The organism is Bacillus sp. 1780r2a1 (assembly GCA_024134725.1).
GTDB classification, from domain to species: Bacteria; Bacillota; Bacilli; order Bacillales; family Bacillaceae_H; genus Priestia; species Priestia aryabhattai_A.
Genome location: CP099863.1, coordinates 824319 through 845279 on the forward strand (window position 1 = coordinate 824319; position 20961 = coordinate 845279).

At 33.3% G+C, this 20961-nt stretch carries 16 protein-coding genes and 2 pseudogenes; 13 read left to right on the forward strand and 5 right to left on the reverse strand.

The window, feature by feature from the left end; translation table 11 throughout:
- Positions 1-5: 5 nt before the first annotated feature.
- The 5 genes from NIZ91_04280 (at position 6) to NIZ91_04300 (ending at position 7013) form a co-directional block, all read left to right on the forward strand.
- A complete protein-coding gene (locus tag NIZ91_04280; protein ID USY55879.1) occupies positions 6-2138 on the forward strand; it encodes a Z1 domain-containing protein in 2133 nt (710 codons plus the stop codon).
- A gap of 14 nt (positions 2139-2152) precedes the next feature.
- Complete coding sequence (locus NIZ91_04285) at positions 2153-3094, forward strand: PD-(D/E)XK motif protein (protein USY55880.1); 942 nt, start codon at positions 2153-2155, stop codon at positions 3092-3094.
- 570 nt (positions 3095-3664) lie between these two features.
- Positions 3665-4141, forward strand: a complete 477-nt coding sequence (locus NIZ91_04290) for a hypothetical protein (protein ID USY55881.1) — start codon at positions 3665-3667, stop codon at positions 4139-4141.
- The gene (locus NIZ91_04295) at positions 4129-5739 is read left to right on the forward strand and encodes an AlwI family type II restriction endonuclease (protein ID USY55882.1); all 1611 of its coding nucleotides are present in this window, start codon (positions 4129-4131) and stop codon (positions 5737-5739) included. Before NIZ91_04290 ends, NIZ91_04295 begins: the two co-directional genes overlap by 13 nt.
- A 119-nt stretch (positions 5740-5858) precedes the next feature.
- Positions 5859-7013 carry a DNA cytosine methyltransferase gene (locus NIZ91_04300; protein ID USY55883.1) on the forward strand — a complete coding sequence of 385 codons (1155 nt, stop codon included), beginning with the start codon at positions 5859-5861 and terminating at the stop codon, positions 7011-7013.
- A 253-nt stretch (positions 7014-7266) separates the two neighbouring features.
- On the opposite strand, the gene NIZ91_04305 is transcribed toward NIZ91_04300, so the two are convergent.
- The 3 genes and pseudogenes from NIZ91_04305 to NIZ91_04315 all read right to left on the reverse strand — a co-directional run bounded on the left by NIZ91_04305 (position 7267) and on the right by NIZ91_04315 (position 10216).
- Positions 7267-8457 carry a PIN-like domain-containing protein gene (locus tag NIZ91_04305; protein USY55884.1) on the reverse strand — a complete coding sequence of 397 codons (1191 nt, stop codon included), beginning with the start codon at positions 8455-8457 and terminating at the stop codon, positions 7267-7269.
- 500 nt (positions 8458-8957) lie between these two features.
- Complete coding sequence (locus NIZ91_04310) at positions 8958-9209, reverse strand: hypothetical protein (GenBank protein ID USY55885.1); 252 nt, start codon at positions 9207-9209, stop codon at positions 8958-8960.
- A gap of 500 nt (positions 9210-9709) precedes the next feature.
- A pseudogene (locus NIZ91_04315) lies at positions 9710-10216 on the reverse strand (IS6 family transposase).
- Here NIZ91_04315 and NIZ91_04320 point away from each other — a divergent pair.
- The 5 genes and pseudogenes from NIZ91_04320 to NIZ91_04340 all read left to right on the forward strand — a co-directional run bounded on the left by NIZ91_04320 (position 10213) and on the right by NIZ91_04340 (position 15202).
- Positions 10213-10698, forward strand: a pseudogene (locus NIZ91_04320) (SAR2788 family putative toxin). The pseudogenes NIZ91_04315 and NIZ91_04320 overlap by 4 nt on opposite strands.
- Before the next feature lie 8 nt (positions 10699-10706).
- Positions 10707-11234 carry a hypothetical protein gene (locus tag NIZ91_04325; GenBank protein USY57089.1) on the forward strand — a complete coding sequence of 176 codons (528 nt, stop codon included), beginning with the start codon at positions 10707-10709 and terminating at the stop codon, positions 11232-11234.
- A 1040-nt stretch (positions 11235-12274) separates the two neighbouring features.
- Positions 12275-12412 (forward strand): hypothetical protein, encoded by a 138-nt coding sequence (locus NIZ91_04330; GenBank protein USY55886.1) that lies wholly within the window; start codon positions 12275-12277, stop codon positions 12410-12412.
- Between the two features lie 205 nt (positions 12413-12617).
- Entirely contained in the window at positions 12618-14252 is a 1635-nt protein-coding gene (locus NIZ91_04335) for an ATP-binding protein (GenBank protein ID USY55887.1), read from the forward strand.
- Positions 14253-14317: 65 nt separating this feature from the next.
- Positions 14318-15202, forward strand: coding sequence for an HNH endonuclease (locus NIZ91_04340; GenBank protein ID USY55888.1), 885 nt, complete (start codon positions 14318-14320; stop codon positions 15200-15202).
- A 25-nt stretch (positions 15203-15227) separates the two neighbouring features.
- Here the strand turns inward: NIZ91_04340 and NIZ91_04345 are convergent, their stop codons facing one another.
- Positions 15228-15584, reverse strand: a complete 357-nt coding sequence (locus tag NIZ91_04345) for a hypothetical protein (GenBank protein USY55889.1) — start codon at positions 15582-15584, stop codon at positions 15228-15230.
- Between the two features lie 1927 nt (positions 15585-17511).
- On the opposite strand from NIZ91_04345, the gene NIZ91_04350 reads away from it, so the two are divergent.
- Genes NIZ91_04350 through NIZ91_04360 form a run of 3 tightly spaced genes read left to right on the forward strand, consistent with a single transcriptional unit; the run spans position 17512 to position 20077 of the window.
- Positions 17512-18261 carry a metal ABC transporter ATP-binding protein gene (locus NIZ91_04350; GenBank protein USY55890.1) on the forward strand — a complete coding sequence of 250 codons (750 nt, stop codon included), beginning with the start codon at positions 17512-17514 and terminating at the stop codon, positions 18259-18261.
- Positions 18258-19124: a metal ABC transporter permease gene (locus tag NIZ91_04355; protein ID USY55891.1), complete on the forward strand. Its 867-nt coding sequence runs from the start codon at positions 18258-18260 to the stop codon at positions 19122-19124. Before NIZ91_04350 ends, NIZ91_04355 begins: the two co-directional genes overlap by 4 nt.
- Before the next feature lie 17 nt (positions 19125-19141).
- A complete protein-coding gene (locus NIZ91_04360; protein ID USY55892.1) occupies positions 19142-20077 on the forward strand; it encodes a metal ABC transporter substrate-binding protein in 936 nt (311 codons plus the stop codon).
- Between the two features lie 140 nt (positions 20078-20217).
- Here NIZ91_04360 and NIZ91_04365 read toward each other — a convergent pair whose 3' ends face one another.
- A complete protein-coding gene (locus NIZ91_04365; GenBank protein USY55893.1) occupies positions 20218-20898 on the reverse strand; it encodes a restriction endonuclease in 681 nt (226 codons plus the stop codon).
- Between the last annotated feature and the right edge of the window lie 63 nt (positions 20899-20961).

Sequence of the window (20961 nt, forward strand, 5' to 3'; positions counted from 1 at the left end):
AAATAATGAACAATGATAGAACTTTGCATAATAAGAAAAGAAATGCGGATGACATTGTTACAAAAATGTTTGATAAAAGAATTTTGAAAACTATTGAAACAGAACGGAAAAAGTTCATTGAGCGTTCTAAGAATACGGAAGAAACAGATATGGTAGAGGTTGGGAAAATCTCTACCCCCTTTAAAACAATAGTTACAGATGGAAATCATACAAATCATTTCAGAACGCTTTTGCAAAGCAAAAATATACTCTCAGATGACCTTCTACAAAAGGCAGCTGAGGTTGTAGAAAATGTAGTTGATTGGAGAGAGTTAACTGGTGAGCGTATAGGCTTGTTATTTGGACGGATTCAAAGTGGGAAAACTAATTCATTGATTGCGTCACTAGCCATGGCTGCTGATAATGGATACAAATGTTTTATTGTATTAACTTCTGATAATCTTTGGCTATATCAACAGACAATAAGTAGACTAAGACAATCACTACCTGGGATTACGATAGCAGGAAAAGAGGATTGGGAGAATAATCACCACAGCATTAAAACTAAATTACAACTAAATGGTGTTGTCTTTGTTTCGACTAAAAACGTAACAAACCTCAAAAAGTTAAATGAAACAATTCTTAACACAAAGGCTTATGTAAAACCTGCAATTATCTTTGATGATGAAGCTGATCAAGCTAGTTTAAATACCAATATTAGCAAGGAAGATGACGATCCAAGTAAAATTAATGCTTTGGTTAGTGAATTAAGGAAAACTTTTCGTGTAAGAACATATATCCAAGTTACAGCAACACCTCAAGCTCTATTCTTACAAGGATTAAACAGTTTGTACCGACCAACATTCACGGTTTTGATAGAACCAGGACAGGGGTATGTAGGCGGAGAGAAGTTTTTTGCTAATGCAAATAGCGAATATCTTTTAATAGTCCCTAATACTGAAATCGATATGCTTACTTCAGTCACACCCATTCTACCAGAGGGGCTAAAGTACTCTATATGTTGGTTTTATATTGGGGCAACTATTCAGCTTCTTAAATCGGAAGGAACAAACTTCTCTTTTTTATGTCATGTAAGTTTAAAAAAAATTCATCATGAAAATGTACGGGCTGTAATTCAACATTATACGGATCAAATGGCTAAGAGTTTATGTGTTGATGAAATAAATAGTGAAACAGAATTAACCATGTACTTACTTTATAAAGCATACGACGAAATATCAATGAGAGCTAGTAAAACACCTTCTTTTGATGAAGTTATTAATAAATTAAAGTTTGTAATTTCCAGTACAGATATTCAAGTACTTAATACTGATCGATCTAGAGGAGAACCAAGATACGATAATATATATAATATCCTAATAGGAGGTACAAAGCTTGGCAGAGGAGTCACTATAGAAAAATTACTTGTTACTTACTACGGTAGGCAAACCAAAAACCCTCAAATAGATACAGTCCTACAACATGCAAGAATGTATGGATATCGTTCCCGTGATTTATATGTGAGTCGAGTATTTTTACCGCAGCACCTAGCAGATAGGTTCCGTGTAATCTATGAGTCAGAAAATAACTTAAGAGATGTTATTAATAAGCATAGAAGTGAAGGGCTAAGAAGTATCTGGTTATCAGAAGGTATTAAACCAACTCGAGCAAATGTACTGGATCCTAATGAAATTGGAGCGTTTGCTGCAGGAAGTGCTTACTTTCCACATAAACCATTATACAAAAAAACAGATGTAGCAACTTCTACTCAAAAGCTTAATCAACTACTTGAAGGCTACGTAGGAGATGCATATAAAGAAGTTCCACTTAAGTTTATTTCTTCATTATTAAAATATACAAAAACCGACAAAAACTCGCCTGGTCTATGGAGCGAGGAACGTATATTATTGGCCTTGGATAAACTGCAAGAACTTCATACTAGTGCTTTTCTCTCTGTGAAAATTAATCGTAAGCTCTCACCAAGTGATGATCTTAGAAATGTTTATACAAGTGCAGACTTAAACACAATTCCTAATAGAAAACCAACATTACTCATGCTTCGACAAAATGGGGATAAGTGGGATAATCAAGCTTTTTGGATCCCTGTATTCCGCTTTCCTGAAGGCAATTATGCTTTTATGTTTAATGCCACAATATAAGATGAGGGCGAAAAATGAAAGCATCTGACTTTAAGCTTGTATTTAATTCATTAAATCCATCTAACGACAAAAATGAATATAACATGAAGCACGTAATCAACAATTTCTTTGTAGGCAAATCACATTCAAATAATCTCTGTTTGCTCTTACAGTATACACCAGACTCTTCTCTTCAGTGTGGAAGAGATACAAAGAGTATTTCACTGAAATATTTTCCTCCTGAAAACTTTTTCTTAAATGGATGTAGAACAAATAACGCTTGGGCAGTAGTAACGTGTTTGGATCCTCTTCTTAACAGTTTATTCACCGTCCTAGCAGAAGGTATTAAGGATAGATCTTATAATAACTTAATGAATCACCCAAGGGATATATTGGAGTATATAATGGACTGGCAGAAGTTATTAGCCAACGTCCCATCGTTAACTGAAAAGCAGTTGCAAGGTTTATGGGGAGAACTATGTTTTATCTTAAACACCAATTTACCAGAAAAGGCTATATTAGTTTGGGAGGGGCCTAATAAAAAGAAGTTTGATTTTAGTAATAATGCAGTTGATATTGAGGTTAAAACATCTTTAAATAGGCATATCCATACTTTTTCGGATGAACAATTACAAGAATCTTCTTCTTCATCAAAGAGGTATATATATTCTCTATATATAGAAGAAGATTTATCAGGAGGTAGAAGTATAAGTGAACTTGTGAATAAAATTAGCGATGCTTTACCTCGTGTTGAACAATTCACAAAAAAATTATTAGCTTATGGATATCAAAAGAATACTCTACAACACCAGAAAAAATTTTCAATAAAATCATCTAAACTAGTTGAAATATCAAGCATTCCTAAAGTGGTAAAAAAAGATGCGGGAATATTTAACCTAAGATATCAATCTGATTTGACATTTTGTCCAGAGGAAAATAATAAGTGTGAAATTTATATGAATTTACTAGAAATTTAATACCAAAGGTAAAGTCAGAGAATGTGTGTATAAAAAAGAAGGATAGATTTTTTCCTTTTATAAATATTAGAGATAATTATTTATACTGTTAGCATCTGCTTGATTTAAATTGCATTTTAAAGAGTAAATTATCTAAAAAATAGAACAGGACGTAAATGACCCTTTTAAAGGGGTCATTTACGTCCTGTTCTTGGTTTACACTTAATATATTCCAAGTTTAGCCAATAGGGTAGGTGATTAAATGGATACAAGTACTGTTATTGCTGTTTGTGCAATCTTCACAGTTATCAGTAGCTTCATGTCATTAATTGTTAATGTTGTTGCGTTAAAGAGATAGCCAAAAGGAAAGAACATAATGAGCATGGGGGTGCTTGTTATGTTTCTTTCACTATCTTATTTAAACCTAATATAGGTTGCACTTTAATATTTTATTCACATTTTAACATACTAAAAACACACTGTATATAAAGTGTGTTTAGTTGAAAATGTAACGGTTTTTTTACTATATAAAATTAATTGTTATTTAATAAATTTTATGCCATATTTTTGTAGACTGGAAGGGAAATTTAAATGGACATTTACCAAGTAAAGAGACTATTACATAAAGCTTTGATTTATCGTTTAATGGCAAATATTGATAGGTTTTTAAGGGATTCCAAGATATCTCATTCCAAACTTAGTGTTGAAACAGGGAGATCGAGGAATTGGTTTAATGACGCTTTTAATAATAATGAAGATATTACAATTTCTTCGTTAACTAGAATTCTGGGGGCGATTAATCGAGTCTATAAAATTCATGACTATAAAATTTCTGATTTATTTGATGAAAAAGTATTACATATAACTGAAGTATTGACTAGATTTTCAGATGAAGAAAAGAATAAACTACCTTTATTTGATGATCGTGACAAAGAATTATTCTTAGATTTAATGGTGGAGTGGAGAGCTTTAGATGCTAAGAATAGATTAAGTATAAAAGAACAAGAATGTTTAAAAGCACTACATGAAGTAGTTCTAGCAAAGGAGCATAAAGAATGGCAAGCTTAACAAAAAGAAAAGTATGGTTTATTACAAGACCTGAACGTGATCCAAAGTTTCATGTTGAGGCGTTAGAAGCTTTAAAAGAGGCTACAGACAATTTTACTGTAGTTTGGGCAAGAAATCGTGAAGCTCATAAAGCTTATGAGAAAACACTAGTAGCTTACGAATTAAAGCGTGACAGTATAAGCAACGATGGATCAGGTGGACGAACCTGGGCTGCAATGTTGAAGACTTTTGGATATGTTTATACTAACGAAACTGGTTATCTTACCCTCACAAAAGTAGGAAAAAAGCTTTTAGAAGGCATAAAGAAAAGAGAAAATATACGTAAACAAATTTTAACTCTTCAAATCCCAAACGCATACTTTTTAGAAAGTGGTTTTAGACCAAAATTTGAATCTGATTTTCAAATTCGTCCAGCACGCTTTCTTATTCGTTTAGTTAACCAACATAATTTAGATTATTATGTTACTAAAGAAGAGATTACCTTTTTTGCTTTAACAGCTAAACGTGACGATGAATTAAATGCTGTAACCAAAAAAATTATAGCTTTTCGAAATAGCGATGAGGAACAAAAGGAAGAAATGCGTAGAACTGTAGCTAGTGAATACGAACATCGTGAACGATCAGATAAAGGAGCAAGAGATTATGCTACAGCTCATGGTGATGTTGCTCATACGTATATGATGCTGTGTGACTATACTGAATTAGTAGATTATATACGGGGGGATGCTTTAAGAGTTCCTTCTGAAAAGCATGAGCAAACGGCTAAAACACTTTCAGAATTTGAAGAAAGATATCCATTTAATAAACGGTATTTAATTTCTCTTCAGCGGTTTGCAGAAAATAATGGATTAGATGTAGATAGCTATAAGGCCAGTGCCTTTGGCTCTATCAAGCCAGCTACTAATCAAAGCAAAGTTAAAAATAAAATAAAAAAGCTATTATCGCCCTATCCATTGGTACAAAGTCTCTCTAGCGAAAAAATTGTATCCATCTTAGCAGAAGAATTTTCTCAAAAAGAGGCTCAAAAATATGCTACGGAGTTAAAGCAATACCAATTTACTTCATTAAATGAAAGTTTTGTAGAATCATATTTGTTTGAAGAAGATGACAGAAAATTCGAGGATAAAACAGCGGAAGTTTTAAGAGCTATTGGATTTAAAGTAGATTTACGTCCGAAACCGGTTGTTAAAGACGTACGCACAGAGATCGAAATTTTGTTACACTTGGACGATAAGAACGTGTGTATAATTGATGCTAAGAACTATAGAAAGAAGTTCAGCCTATCAGCAAACCTTGCGTCTCACATGGGATCAGAATACATACCTAACTATAATGGGTATGAAGGGAAATTAGTTTCCTACTTCGGATATGTAACGGCTAGTGAGTGGGGCGGTGAACGTAATCTAGAAAAAATCACTGAGAAGGCAAAAGTTGCATTAGCAGGGCATGTAACACAGGGAGCGATATTCTCTGCGAAAACATTAATTGGATTTTTGGATTACTGTATAGATAATAATATTGATAAGGATACGCGTACACAAAAGTTTATTTCTTGTTTTATTAATAGAGGATATTCTAGTGTATCTGAGATTTTTTAAAAAAAGGAGCCGTTAGGGCTGCTTTTTTTTGTATAAAGGTGTAAAATAAGTTGCATACCCATATGCAAGAACATATTTTCGTTTCTTTAAAATTTCTTACTAAGGAGTAATTAGATATTATGATTCTAAAAAAAGGTGAATTATTTAACGGTCCTGGAGGTTTAAGTTTAGGTGCTAAAAATGCACGTGTAGTGGATCCGGCTACTGGTGAGGAATGGCGTATTGAACATCGTTGGTCTAATGATTATGATGCAACAGCCTGCAATACATACAGGCTTAATATTTGTAATGACATAGACGATCCCTCTGTCCATTGGGGGCCTGTAGAAGACCTACCTATTGGAGATAAGAATATCCTGGGAGACATTGATTGCTTCGCGTTTGGCTTCCCTTGTAATGATTATAGTCAAGTAGGAGAAAAACAAGGGCTCAATGGTACATACGGACCTTTGTATTCGTATGGTGTAAAAGTATTGAAAGAATACCAGCCAAAATTTTTTGTAGCTGAAAATGTTGGAGGGCTACAAAGCGCAAATGAAGGAAAAGCTTTTATTCAAATCCTTACTGAGCTTGAAGGTTGTGGGTATAAGTTAACTCCACATCTATATAAGTTTCAGGAGTATGGAATACCGCAGGCACGCCATCGTATTATTATTGTCGGTATTAGAAATGACCTCGATGAGCAAGGAATTCAATTTAAAGTTCCAGCACCTACAACTGTAGCTTCAACAGAATATAAAACATCTGCTGAAGCTATTAACAATCCACCAATTCCGGAGGATGCACCAAATCATGAAATGCCAAGACATACAGCTAAAGTAAAAGAAATGCTTAGCTATATACCACCAGGTGAAAATGCTTGGTATCCGGGCATTCCTGAGCATTTGCAATTGAAAGTTAAAGGAGCACGACTCAGTTCTATCTATAAACGCTTAGATCCTAACCGCCCTGCTTACACAGTTACTGGAAGTGGTGGTGGAGGGACGCATATGTATCATTGGGAAGAGCTTCGCGCACTTACAAATCGTGAAAGAGCACGACTTCAGACTTTTCCAGATAATTTTGTGTTTTATGGTAGTAAAGAAGCTGTACGTAAGCAAATTGGTATGGCTGTTCCACCCCAAGGAGCGCAAATTGTTTTTGAAGCTATCTTGAAATCATTTGTAGGTATCGAATATGATTGGATAGAACCAGCAGCAAAGTTACAACTTGAAAATTTAAGAGGAAAACAAAAGGTTACTGTTCAAGGCAGTGAAGTTGCTGTGACTCATTAAATGAGTTCACAGATATAATTAATATAAGGATTAAAAAAGCAACCACTTTAGGTTGCTTTTTTAATTGTAATAATTATTTTAAAACTACAATTAGACATTTTATTTTTAAGCAACTATGAGTCAATCAGATACTAATTATTGACTTAGGGACAGCATAAAGAAAAATCAAAATAGTAATCAAATAGCATGAAAAGAGTTAAGATTTCATTACACACTATGAATAATAGACAGTCTTTCATATTAATATTCTAAATTAATAACCAAAAATATCCATAAAGATATATTCTAACCTTTTCAAAACTGCTTCATATTGATCTTTTGCTAAACTTAAATTTTCCTTTTTTAATTCATCGGCCAATTTCAACTTCTCCATAATGAGTGTATATTCATCATCTAAAAGAATATGTTCTTGGTACGCTAAACTTAAATATTCTTGGATTTTTTTTTCTAATCCTTCTACTTGGTATCTTTTCACTAAATTGTTACCACTCGATATTTCGTCCTCAGATGACCCATTCTCTTCTGGATTTCGTAAAATAAAATTTCTAATAAACTTTGTTGATGTTTTTTCCATATCTTCTTTTACTTCCTCTATAATGTTTTGTCCCTTTGTCTTAGAATAATTTTCTACAAAATCTACAGGAGTCAACATTTTAAAGGTTTTCTTATTAACTTTATAAAACTCTTCAACTAACTCTCTTCTTGCACCAATGACTTTCCCTAAAGTGTTCTTATATACCCAATCATTCTTATTATCCCTAGTGATGAAAATAACATTATTATCTGCTAATGAGAGAATTTCTGTCCATATCTTCAAATCACCCGTATGCCCTTTATCTTTGTATCCAGGGGGGATATTTTGTTTTTTTCGTTTATCTAAGTCTTCTTTTAACTGCTGATCATCATAATCTACTTCATCTAAAACCGTCATCTCAAAAATTTTTTCAAATTTATCTAAGATTGGATCATTATCTATGTATTCTTTGATATCATCCAACAAGTTATTAAGCGATTCTTTGTATTGTTTTTGAGCAGAAGTTAATGCTTTTAAAGCTGTATTATATCTTTTTTCAGCCCTAAGTAGTTCCTCTGTGTTTTCAAAGAAAATTAAACTTGGAATTACATCTTTAAGATCAGAATGTTTGACATTTTGCTTAAGGTTTCCAGTAATAAGTTTACTTAATATATTATTTTGAACATCATTAGATAGGTCTCTTATAGTCTCAGGTCTTTTATTTGCGAATTCTTTAATTACTTGATTTGGAATTTTAAGCCTACCTTGTTCAGCCAACTCATTTAAAATATCATATACGGTTTTAAATGTTATGTCTCGCCATTGGTAAGCCATCAAGAGTACATTTGTATCAACAACAATTATTGCATCGTTAAACACTTCATCTAGTTTTTTTACATTAATAAACAGATTATGAAATTTTTTACTCATACCAAATCCCCCCTATAATGAAGTAAATTGTATCAATAAAGTGCGTTATAAACAATTACATTCAATATAAAAAAGTCCAAAATAAAATGAAAACACATTAATTTTATTTGTATTACTTAATATAGTACTTCGATTCGTTCCAAAATTCTTTTAAACTATTCTTCATTGCTATTCCTCTAGAATAGCAATAATCAGGAAAAGCTACCATTGAATAAAGAATGAACGTTCTTTATCAAGGAGTTGATTCAATGGATTATTGATAGCTAACAAACAGAGTCATTGTTTGCATTGAGACGAAAGCATTTTATGCTTTCGTCTCATCTGTTATAAGGCGGTTAAATCCGTTAAAAACTAAGCTTGCTATTGTAGGAGATATCACACGTTCTGAATTTATTATGTTAGCTGGTTTTGGTGCAAATATTATGTCTATTTAAAAGAAGACTATAAATTCTTAATCAAACCTGCTTTTAAGTAGCCATTCCTCAAAAAATATGAATAAATTAATTATGCAGTTCCATGTTCCAAGTTCTAATATCATAAAAGCCGCGATTAATACGTTCTTTTTCTTCATTTAAGTGATTAATTAATTGCTTTGGATAGCGACTAGTCATATAATCAACTTGTACATTATCATTTGGACTGTTAAGAAGTACACAAAACATTGATCCATTTACATAATCCATTCCTACACAGTGTAGAAGCGAAAGCTGCTTTGTTCGAAAAACGAACATTAGTTGGTACTGTTTTTCCATCGTTATACTCTCCTATATCGAATTTTTATTAAATATTCATTACATACATAAACGCAGCTACTCTAATTTATCGAAGAGTAATCAATGTACCTGGTTCATTTATAACTGTCTTAAATACAAGTTAAATTTGTGGCTTCTAGACAGAGCGGCGCATATGCATTATATTCTTGAAAAACAGACCACTTGCTTCTCAAAATGCTCACACATTTGCTCACATAATTATATTTTTGAGTTGATTTCATTTAACTGAGTTGATTTGTGAACTTGTCTAAAACCTTGATAAATTAAGCTTTCTTGATCTTGTTTTACTGAGTTAAACTCGCTTGTTTTTAATGATTAAGATTGACAGGGAAGGGGTCGGGGGTTCAAATCCCTCACAGGTCATTCTATTAAAAAGGCTGAAACCCTTGGTATACAAGGGTTTTGGCCTTTTTTGTGGTTCTGGTGCAAATATTTGAAGAAAATCTAAAAAAGCCACAGATTCCTAGTGACTGTTTGTCTTAAGTAATCAACCCAAACAGTTGATGAATGAACTTCACTTGATTTTGGACAGAATTGTCCCGTAAAACAAGTTGTCCTTTTTTAATGATATGCATCGACTCTATTCCCGAAAGAATAGATGTAGCTGTACGAAAAGATTTCAATCCTAACATCGAACGAACTTTCTTTTTAATAAAACGATGATCTTGTTCCACAATGTTATTCAGATATTTTACCTGCCGTATTTGGATGCCTACGGGCATCTTTTTCTCTTTCTTCAACTCTTCAATTGCCATAGGATAGGCTGGGTTCTTGTCTACTGTGATCACACGGGGCTTGGAAACATGAAAAGACCGCAAAGCTTTCTTGAAAAAGCGCTTTGCAGCCTTATGATCTCTTGTTTTGTTTAAATAAAAATCAACCGTATTTCCTTCTGAATCAACGGCACGATAGAGGTACATCCATTGACCTTTGACTTTCACATACGTTTCATCGACTCGCCAAGAATCATTGGTTGGCTTAAGATGACGCGTATGGTAATTCAATTGATAAAAAGTTCGATGTTAAGCTTTTGTCAATTACTGATGAAGATAATTTTAAAGCTAGTTTTATTGATCAACAAACTGGAGAAGAATATCTGTATGATAGTTCAGAGTTACAAGCTTCAGTTTGGCCTGTAGTTGCTGTTATTGTTGGTTTCATAGCAAAACAAGGTATTAAACAAGCTGTGAAAAAGTGGGGTAAGAGCATTGTTACTTCTATGATTCGCTCAGTTCCTGCTGTAGCAAAAGAAGCGGCTAAAGATTTAGGCTATACAGAGGTTAAGGGTCAGTATTCACACGGAGCTAAGATATTTTATAATAAAAAAGGAAGTCCTAAATATATATCAATAGACCAAGATGGTCATAACGGTGGAGCTTGGAAGGGAGCTAGCTCTATTAAAAACTTAGGTTCAAAGAAAATGCGTTCAGGTACTTACGATGCTGAATTAAAGAGAATAGGAGACTGATGAATTTGGTGAAATTAAAAGAATTTAGTGTTGATTTCGATTGCAATGGAATGACACCTTTTTTTCAAGTCCATCAAGATAATAGGGTAAGATTTGATATCGATGCGCTAAACATGGCTAATTTGAAATTAATTATTAATGATATTTTCAATAAGGATAAGCAAATTAACGCAATTGTTGTTTCGGAATATATCGTCAACAATAAGCGCAAATCTGCTAAAACAAGAATTGGTCAAGTTATTCATTTAAAGAGTTGGAAAGAACATGTAGTACTAGAAGAAGGTACCAGAGATGGAATCGTTTATAGTACTATCGGAAGCTTAAATCCGACAGATGTATATAATTATTGCTTAAGTGTAAAAAAAGGACTAACACGAGCATATATAGCATTTCATTCAAATGAATATCTTCTATATGTAAGTAGTGATGTTATTGATATTATTTCAAGTAATGCTACTAACATTTCCAAGTTAAAAGATCGTTATAACGATTTCTATGATAGGTATTATGAAGGTAATGCTCATATATACGGCTAACTAATTAAAGCAAAACTATACTAAAAAAAGCCATCCTTGTTGGGACTGACTCCTGTTTTTGAGACAGGGGTCAGTCCCTTGTAGCAAAGGGTTTTTTGTATCTAAAGTTGTTGCTTGCGTTAAATCCATATAGAGGTAAGCTTTTTTCAATAAGCGAAATAAATACTTTAAAAGGAATATGTGAAGCGCTTTTGGAAGAATACAGAAAGGGTGATAAACAAGATCAAGACATAAGAAGGTTTGCTAAAGATTTAAGGCAACTATGTATAGATGCCTTAGCAAAAGGTAAGGTGATATGTGCAGTAGGTGATTAAATCTATTTAATATCCTTTTGTGTATCTCACTTCTTCACCTTAAACAATTTCAAAGCGGGTGCTACATCCATAAAAAGTTCTCAAAGCTTGTATATAAAACAAACATAGATACACATACACACAGCCATCCGGAGCCTTTCCTACCATTTTGAAATTGTACCAATCCCATTATTAACATTATTAAACCAAGAAGTAATATTGTATAGGGCTGCAAGCTGTAATCTTTCCTTATCATTCCATAGATTGAAATGGGAAGAGCTATAGCTGACAATATAAGCTGTAAACGATTTAACATTGTAACTACTCCTTTAGTTTAATTTACCTTATATTAACATATTGTGATTGTTGATGTTAGATGTAGTAAGAAACGCACATAGTAAATTTAGTAATCCCCAAGTCCTTTTAGCTTCTGTGCCCAACGTAGTGTTGTCTATTCACATAATTAATAATGATCGGGAAGGGGGCGGAGCTCAAATCCCTCACAGGTCATATTTAAATAATGCTCAAATCCTTTTGTATAAAGGATTTGGGCATTTTGTTTTGATTATCCTAACCAAATAAATAAAATTTGACGATGAGTTATTATTACCATATTTTAGATATTTTCACTTATATATAAAGTCAGCAATAAACTAATTAATAAATAATAAGGTTTACTTCAGTAAAATAAGGTATAGTATATTGGGTGAAGTAATTTTTAAAGGATAAGAAATGTAGGTGAACAAAGTGAGCAAATATCTATTGGATACCAAAGGCCAGATGGCTATGACAAAGTATCATGAAAAACAAAAAAATACTAAAGTTGATAAAAAGCAGCACCTTGAAAAACTTCGTGCGGAGTATTTGAAAAAGAAGCAAAAATAAATAGATGAATAAGGTGAATGAAAACATAGGAAGATGAAGATCTTCCTATGTTTTTTTATTTGAAGTTCTTTTTTAATTGATGATAGAGTTTATCATTTTCAAGAATTTTAATAGAAAAACTAATTTCTTTAGTGTTTTTTAATATTTTCCAGCTCAAATTTAGTAAACTAGTATAGATTGAGGAGAAATATAGGAGGACTTACTGATGAGCACTCAGACATTTGAAATGAACATAGATGGAGAAACAATTAGATGGGAAGAAACATCTCATGCTCAAATTTTTCGTAATTTCTGGCAGTTTTTTGTGGAAAAAGATTTACAAAAAACAATTGAAATAATAGAGCTGACAGGTATACGCACGGCCGATTCAGAATATATGGTAGGTAAAAATGGAATTAAAAGAAAAAATCTTTTTATAAAAGATAATTACTACGTCCACATGCACTTAAACCCAGCAGCAATGCAAAAAGTATATGAAAAATTCATAAAGAGCTGGGAGAGTATTGATAAACAATCTAAGGATGAAACTCTTAGCAGGGAACAACAGCAAGTGTTCAAGGAACTACAAACAGCAGAAAAGAAGAATGTAAAATCTATTTATGAAAAAAACCCTGCAGTTGCTGCAGTTGCGGCGAACCATAACTTATATGATAGCTCTGTAAGTGTAGAACCTGTCGTTACGAAACTATCTGACGGCACAGAACCTCTAAGAATTCTTTTTGGTCATTCAGCGAGCAATAATGAACCATTGTATTGGTACCCAACTACGACTAGCAAGATTATGCATACAAATACAGGTATCGTTGGTACGATGGGGACAGGGAAAACTCAGTTTACGAAATCTCTTATTAAACAAATACATGAGGGCTCTCTATCCAATTTAAATGGAACGCCTATTGATATTCTTATTTTTGATTATAAAGGTGACTATATTAAAGACGACTTTGTGGAAGCGACAAATGCTACAATTTATCAGCCATATCACCTTCCATATAATCCGCTATCGTTATATAGGGGGAAACAACCAAAGCCGTTATTACCTTTACATACAGCTAGTACCATTAAAGAAACCATTTCGAATGCATTTAATTTAGGTATAAAGCAACAGCAATTATTAAACGATTTAATTGTTGAATCTTATTCACAAGTTGGTATTCATAAAGCCGATATGTCTACATGGGATCTGGTACCACCTACATTAAATAATGTGTTTGAACGATTTATGGATAGAGAGGATGTAAAAGAAGACAGTCTGTATGCAGCATTAAAACAAATTTATGACTTTGAAATTTTCTCTCCAACTAGCGAGGAGACACAGTCTCTATACGACATGATACAAGGTGTAACGGTTATCAATCTAGCTGGTTATGACCAAAGTGTTCAGAATTTAATAGTAGGAATTACCTTAGACACTTTCTATTCTCAGATGTCTACAAAAGGGCACAGCACAATCCAAGGAGATTATCGTGAGTTAACAAAAATGATCCTTGTTGATGAGGCAGATAATTTCTTGAGTCAAAACTTCACTTCTTTAAAGAAAGTTATGAAGGAAGGGAGAGAATATGGAGTTGGTGTGATTTTATCAACTCAATTTTTAGATCATTTTGCAACAGCGGATAATAACTATACGCAATATATATTGACTTGGATTATACATAGAGTGTCTACGATTAAAAAGAAAGAAGTACAAGCTATTTTCAGTCCAGAAACCCAAACTGAGGGTGTACATATCGTTAATAAGATAGCACAACTTCCAAAGCACTATAGCTTAGTTACATCTGTTACCAATAATAAATACGAAATTATGGAAGATATGGCGTTCTGGAAGCTTTTAAGTTAAACATAAATTTCTGGTAAAGAACCCTTTGCGTAAGAACAATGGAGTGGATTGCAGGAGGTTAAAACATGAAGGGTTATATTGGAGTTACGTCTAGGGAGTGGTTTACGTATTTATCTTTGCATAATAAAGCAAGCGAATTTAACTTTTGGCGTAAGGATACTAAAAACTTTCAATCCCTAACCAAGGGAGAACCGTTCTTTTTTCTTGTGAAAAATGATAAGAGAGTTAAAGGCGAAAGAGCGGTATTGGGAATGGCTACGTACCTGCGTTTCGAGGTACTAAAAGCATCAGAAGCATGGGACAGATACCGTAATGCCAATGGTGATGACGAGAAAGAAGTTTTTATAGGTAGAATGAATACTATGTTTGGAGCTGGTGCACATACGGGGCAAATAGGATGTATCATTCTTACAGACTTCAAACTATTTTATAATCCAGTGTTATTAAGCGAAATAGGGATACCGTTTAAAAATAGCGTTGTATCTGGAAAAGGGATAACAGAAGCAGAAGTAGAAGCCGTTTTAGAGTATGGATTTAGTACGGTTGGTGATGTAATACGTAAGCTGACCGAAGCAGATCTTATTGGCTTTACGGAAGATGATGAAGGATTTTCAGAAGGGAAAATAAAGCTAAAACAACACTTAGTCAGAGAACGTAATCCTGAAGTGATCAAGCTAGCAAAGGAACGTTTCTTACAAAAGCACGGTAAGTTATTTTGCGAGGTATGCAAGTTTGATTTTCAGCAATACTACGGTGAGCTAGGAAATGGTTATATAGAAGGTCATCATACGAAACCTGTATCAGAAATGGACGACAATCATGAAACAAAAGTAGAAGATATCGCTCTAGTATGTGCTAACTGTCACCGTATGCTACATCGTAAACGACCATGGTTGTCAATAAGTGAACTCCAGCAATTACTACATATAAAAAATCCATGGATTTCATAAAATCCATGGATTTTTTATATGTCATTCACCTAAGCATAACTGATTCTTTCCAGCTCGGAATGTAAACTTCTCCGTTATACTGAACTTCACATATCGTTCTTAAACTGATTCTTCTTAATCTATACTCAATATTGTTTCTTATAAAAAACTGCTTATCATCATAATTTATAGAGGTAACGTTGATGTTTTGATTGTTTAATAGGAATCTCAGTGTTACATCTTGTCCGTCTTCATTGGCTTTTATAGTTCCTTTAAAAGGGTTTATTTTAATGTTGAATTGTTCCGACAGCTCTTTGGCAAATAGAGCTACCTGAGATCCATTGAGTTCCCATGTTGTGATCATTAAATCTAACAGCAACTTTTTTTGGTTTTCGAAATCCACAAAAATCACTCCTTTTTACTCTTAATAGTTACATAGGTATCGTAGACATTTATGCTAGAGGTTAGCAATTTTGTACACATATTTTTGTATTTTAATACATATTGTATCATAAATTTTCATATAATTTGAGGAATATTTTTGTTTTTGTGAATGAAATAACTTTGTTATTAATTAACTTAAAGAGAATTAATTAACAAAATTAAAAAGAATCTTTTATATAATCCATTCTTTTTGTGCCACTATTGATATGGTATACCCCTTATTAAAGGTAAAAAAATAGTATAATTTACATGTTTCTGAATTAGGTAATGTATTCTCTGATAAAGAACATTCAAGAAAAATAATTATGGTATATTTTATTCCTATATAATTATTTTTGCATAAAAAAAGTATATATATTGCATTCTTATTCTGTGTCTACATTCTTTCAAAAAGGTGATTAATAAAATTTTATTTCTTCTATATATAATAAAAAACTATTTATATGAAATTAGATGTATAAGAGATTACTAGTCGGGGAATAGTAGAACTAGAAACTTTTATATGGGAGGGAAATTCAGTGAGCGAAAACAAAAACATTTTTTCTACATTTGTTAGTGAAGATCAATTTGACCTACGTTCATACATTACTTACTTATTTATTAATGAGTGCGAGCAAGATGAATCAGCAAGCTAAATTAAATACAAAACTTAAGTTCAAGCTGATTACGGATAAAAAACTTCTCAAAAAAGCTGCCGACTCTATGAAAGTTGTAAAATCCAAAGCAAACTGGTTTTTATAAGTAATAACTCTCGAATTAGCTATTAAACAAAAATTACATACGTATAGTTCCACTTTTCATCACATTGTCTTTATTCTCTAAAAAGAAAGAGAGAATGATAAACAAGAGAGACACACAAGAAGGTTTGCTAAGGATGTAGGGCAATCATAGGTTGCACTTCTTCATCTACATCCATTGTCAATTCTACTTCAATAAAAAGCTCTCGACGCTTGTATATAAAGTATAAATAGATATAAATAAAAACAGCCAGCCAAAACCTTTACTTTTATTTTGAAATTGTACCAGTCCTATTATTAAAATGACTAAGCCGAAAAGTAACGTCGCGTAGGGTTGCAAAGTATAATCCTTTGTTATGAAACTATATACGATAAGAGGAAGAGCTATAACCGACAAAATAAGTTGTAAACGGATTAACATTTGTAAGTACTCTTTTAGAATTATTTGCACGGTCGGCAGGACCCGCAATGCTAATGAGCGGATAGCATTGAACTTGTACCGGAATCTTCCTTGGGTGTATCATCATCGCTAGAATCTTCAACTGGTGGCACTGGAAAGTTCCTTTAAAGAGACCTCCTATTTCGCTAGATAGTCATAATGATGCTATATAATAGTCTTTAGAAAATAAAAAAGTATGAGAGTCATTATTGGAAACATAATGGCTCTTTTTTATGTCTAGGTAAATAAAGTTGGTCAACCTTCTGTGCAAGAGCTTCCAATGAATTAACAATAAAAAGAATGAGAAGTAGTTCTAGGCTACCTCTCATTCTTTTTATCTACTTTCGATGGGGATCTTTATTAAAAATTTTACCTTTGTCTAAAAAGTTTCCTTAGGTAAAATATTTGGTATTATTATATTCCCTCATTCATAAAATATCAATAGAATCGGTTTATTTTATTCGAACAAAAACATGTGTATTTTAAAACTGTTCTTAAACCTCTATAAATAAAGCTTGTTTGATTATCTTAATGAGAAAATGTTTACAAAATTGCACATGAGCTATATAATTTGATTAACTTAAAAAAAGTTTCCCTAAGGAAAAATATTTTTGATTTGCTAGTAATACGATGGTATTATATTTTTTTACCTTAGTTTTGCCCATATACAAAAAAGTTTAATTAATGAAAAAGAAAGGAGATTATGTAAAATGACTGATGCAATCGTTGTAAAGGACTTGTTTGTATCGTATCAAGGTAATCAAGTAGTTAAGGACGTTTCGTTCACCATTGAAAAAGGGCTTCTTGTTGGAATCATTGGTCCAAATGGAGCTGGAAAATCAACGTTAATGAAAGCTATTCTGGATTTAATTCCAAATGATAAAGGACATATTAAAATCCTAGAAGAGGATATCCGAAGCGCTAGGAAGCGAATTGCCTATGTGCCCCAGAGAAGTACAATTGACTGGGATTTTCCAATTACTGTTTTAGATGTTGTATTAATTGGAACGTATCCATCCTTAGGAGTAATGAAAAGACCTAAGAAAGAGCAGAAGAGCTGGGCGTTGCAGTGTTTGCACAAAGTGGGAATGGAAGAATTTAAAAACCGTCAGATTGGCGAATTGTCAGGTGGTCAACAGCAACGCGTATTCTTAGCAAGAGCGCTTGCTCAAAAAGCAGAGGTACTTTTCTTAGACGAACCATTTGTTGGAATAGACGTAACGAGTGAAGAAACCATTATTAATATTCTAAGAGAGTTGCGTCAACAAGGAAAAACAACGGTCGTTGTACATCATGATTTGAGTAAAGCAGAGTCTTACTTTGATAAATTGCTTCTTTTAAATAAAGAGTTGATTCATTATGGAGAAGTAAATAGCGTACTGGAACCAGCTGTGATGGTAAAAGCCTACGTCAATCAAGAACTATTCTTTAATCCCCAAACGGAGGTGCATTCATCATGAAAGTTGTGGAGTTTATGAATGCCTTAATGCAATATAGCTTTCTACAAAAAGCTTTGTTAACGTCCGTTATGGTGGGAATCATTTGCGGAGTGATTGGCTGTTTTATTGTTTTAAGAGGAATGGCCCTGATGGGAGACGCGATTTCACACGCGGTTCTTCCGGGAGTTGCGATTTCCTATATGCTTGGCATCAATTATTTTATCGGTGCAGTTTTAACAGGCGTTATCACTGCTCTTGGAATAGGGTTTGTTAGCCAAAATAGTCGTATTAAACACGATATGGCAATTGGAATTATGTTTACATCCGTATTTGCTATAGGAATTATTTTAATTACCTTTATGAAGAGCAGTTCTGACCTTTATCACATTTTATTTGGAAACGTGCTTTCTGTACGTTCTTCTGATATGTGGACTACACTCATTATCGGTTTCGTTATTATCGGGCTTGTGTATTTATTTTATAAAGAGCTTTTGGTATCAACGTTTGATCCAACCATGGCACAAAGCTACGGCTTGCCAAATAAATGGATTCATTACGGACTCATGGTTCTTTTAACGATGGTGACAGTTGCCTCGCTTCAAACTGTCGGAATTATTCTCGTAGTTGCCATGCTAATAACGCCTGCTGCGACAGCCTACCTATTAACAAACAGGTTATGGGTCATGATTCACTTAGCTGCTGGTATCGGAGCGCTTTCTTCTATAATAGGGTTATATTTTAGCTTCTCATACAATCTTGCTTCAGGAGCGACCATCGTTATTGTTGCGACACTCCTATTTGCACTAGCATTTTTCTTTTCACCTTCACAAGGATTATTTTGGAGAACGCTAAAAATTCGTAAAAATAGAGCTAAGCTTTCATAAGCGATTGGAGGATAAAGATGAAGTCGAAAATTTGGTTACTGTCGGCAATTAGTCTACTGATTTTTGCACTAGCTGCGTGTTCCAGCAGCACCAATGGAAACGAAGCGAATAGTGAAAAGTTGAAAGTTGTTACGACCTATTCCATTATCTATGATATTGTTAATCAAATCGGGGGGGAAAAGGTTGAGATTCATAGTTTGGTTCCAATTGGAAAGAACCCTCATGAATACGATCCGCTACCAAAAGACGTAATGGAAATGACGGATGCAGACGCTGTGTTTTATAATGGGTTGAATCTAGAAGAAGGTGGAGCTTGGTTTAACAAGTTATTGACAACAGCAGATAAATCAGGTGAGAATGCGCCTGTTTACCGGGTGAGTGAAGGGGTAGAGCCTATTTATCTAGAAACAAAAGGATTAGAAAAAGAGCCTGATCCACACGCATGGATGAACATTGAAAATGGCATCCTATACGCTGAAAATGTAAAGAAAGCACTTGTTAAAGAGGATCCTGATAACAAAGAGTATTATGAGAGAAATGCTAAAGAGTATATAGCAGAGCTTCAAAAACTACACGATGATACGGTAAAAAAAATCCAACAGCTTCCTGAAGAAAAGCGCTTCTTAATTTCGAGTGAAGGAGCTTTTAAATACTTTGGAGATGCATACGGAATAAAGACGGGTTATATCTGGGAAATCAATTCCGAAAGCCAAGGTACGCCTGATCAAATTCGAGACGTGGTAAGTTTAATTGAAACAAATAAAATTCCAGCATTGTTTGTAGAAACAAGCGTAGATAAACGCAGTATGGAAACTGTATCAAAAGAAACGCAGGTACCGATTGCAGGTACAATCTTCACGGACTCACTTGGAAAGAAGGGAGAAGACGGAGATACGTATTTAAAAATGATGCAGTGGAATACGGATACGATTATTAAGGGGTTGCAAAAATAAGCTAGTTTATATTAGAAACGAACAATAAATCAAAATGTGAATTTTAACGTAAAAAATATAAGTATTTGATGCTAAAGCTCCTGTTTTCTTTATAGTAAAACAGGGGCTTTTATAAATAATTCAATAATATAGCTATTAACTTATTCAAAAGTCGGTGAATTCTTTATATCATGTATTAGATTAATTAACGCTTCACCATCAATTAGCTGAATAGGTTTGTCTTGTACATATTGTATAGATGTTTTAGCAAAACAGCTAGTAGTGACAAAAAAGCCTTCAATGGCTTGAGAATCAATTAGCGCACTGTGAAATTTCTGTATATCCGGACGTCCAATTTTTTTATGAGCATACCTTTTGCATTCTACTACTGAAGTTTTTCCTTCTCTTGTTAAAACAATATCTTTGCCACCATCTCCGCTTGCTGATGTTACAATGGCTTCGTATCCTTTAGTCGAAAATAAATCAGCTATGTAAAACTCAAATTCTCTAGGATGCATAGCTTTTAACTTATCCAGGTCGGCTAACTTTTTTAATTCTTGTAATTTCTTTTCTTCGCGTTGTTTCTCAATTAACATTTGGTTATGCGAGCGCATTTTTTGTTTTAATGAGCGGTAATTATAAAGAGAGTAAAGAAAAGCTATAAAGAGAGCGACTCCATATCCCCATTGAAGATAGTTCCAGCCTTTAGATACAGCTATAAAATAATCGATAAAAAAAGCAATCCAATATAAAACATAGCCTACTAAAAAGATACCCTTAAAGAGTATAAGTAATATAATTTCACTACTTTTTACTTTCACGTTACTTTTTCTTTTTCTCACCGCGATCCCTCCTACATTTAGTTTGACTCATAAAAAGAAAATAAATGAGATGTATTTACAACA

Coding starts and splice junctions, on each gene's coding strand:
- NIZ91_04310 (USY55885.1), bottom strand. CDS start 9,209: ATGGAAAAACAGTACCAACTAATGTTCGTTTTTCGAACAAAGCAGCTT.
- NIZ91_04290 (USY55881.1), top strand. CDS start 3,665: ATGGACATTTACCAAGTAAAGAGACTATTACATAAAGCTTTGATTTAT.
- NIZ91_04305 (USY55884.1), bottom strand. CDS start 8,457: ATGAGTAAAAAATTTCATAATCTGTTTATTAATGTAAAAAAACTAGAT.
- NIZ91_04280 (USY55879.1), top strand. CDS start 6: ATGAACAATGATAGAACTTTGCATAATAAGAAAAGAAATGCGGATGAC.
- NIZ91_04355 (USY55891.1), top strand. CDS start 18,258: ATGAAAGTTGTGGAGTTTATGAATGCCTTAATGCAATATAGCTTTCTA.
- NIZ91_04360 (USY55892.1), top strand. CDS start 19,142: ATGAAGTCGAAAATTTGGTTACTGTCGGCAATTAGTCTACTGATTTTT.
- NIZ91_04295 (USY55882.1), top strand. CDS start 4,129: ATGGCAAGCTTAACAAAAAGAAAAGTATGGTTTATTACAAGACCTGAA.
- NIZ91_04335 (USY55887.1), top strand. CDS start 12,618: ATGAGCACTCAGACATTTGAAATGAACATAGATGGAGAAACAATTAGA.
- NIZ91_04285 (USY55880.1), top strand. CDS start 2,153: ATGAAAGCATCTGACTTTAAGCTTGTATTTAATTCATTAAATCCATCT.
- NIZ91_04350 (USY55890.1), top strand. CDS start 17,512: ATGACTGATGCAATCGTTGTAAAGGACTTGTTTGTATCGTATCAAGGT.
- NIZ91_04300 (USY55883.1), top strand. CDS start 5,859: ATGATTCTAAAAAAAGGTGAATTATTTAACGGTCCTGGAGGTTTAAGT.
- NIZ91_04340 (USY55888.1), top strand. CDS start 14,318: ATGAAGGGTTATATTGGAGTTACGTCTAGGGAGTGGTTTACGTATTTA.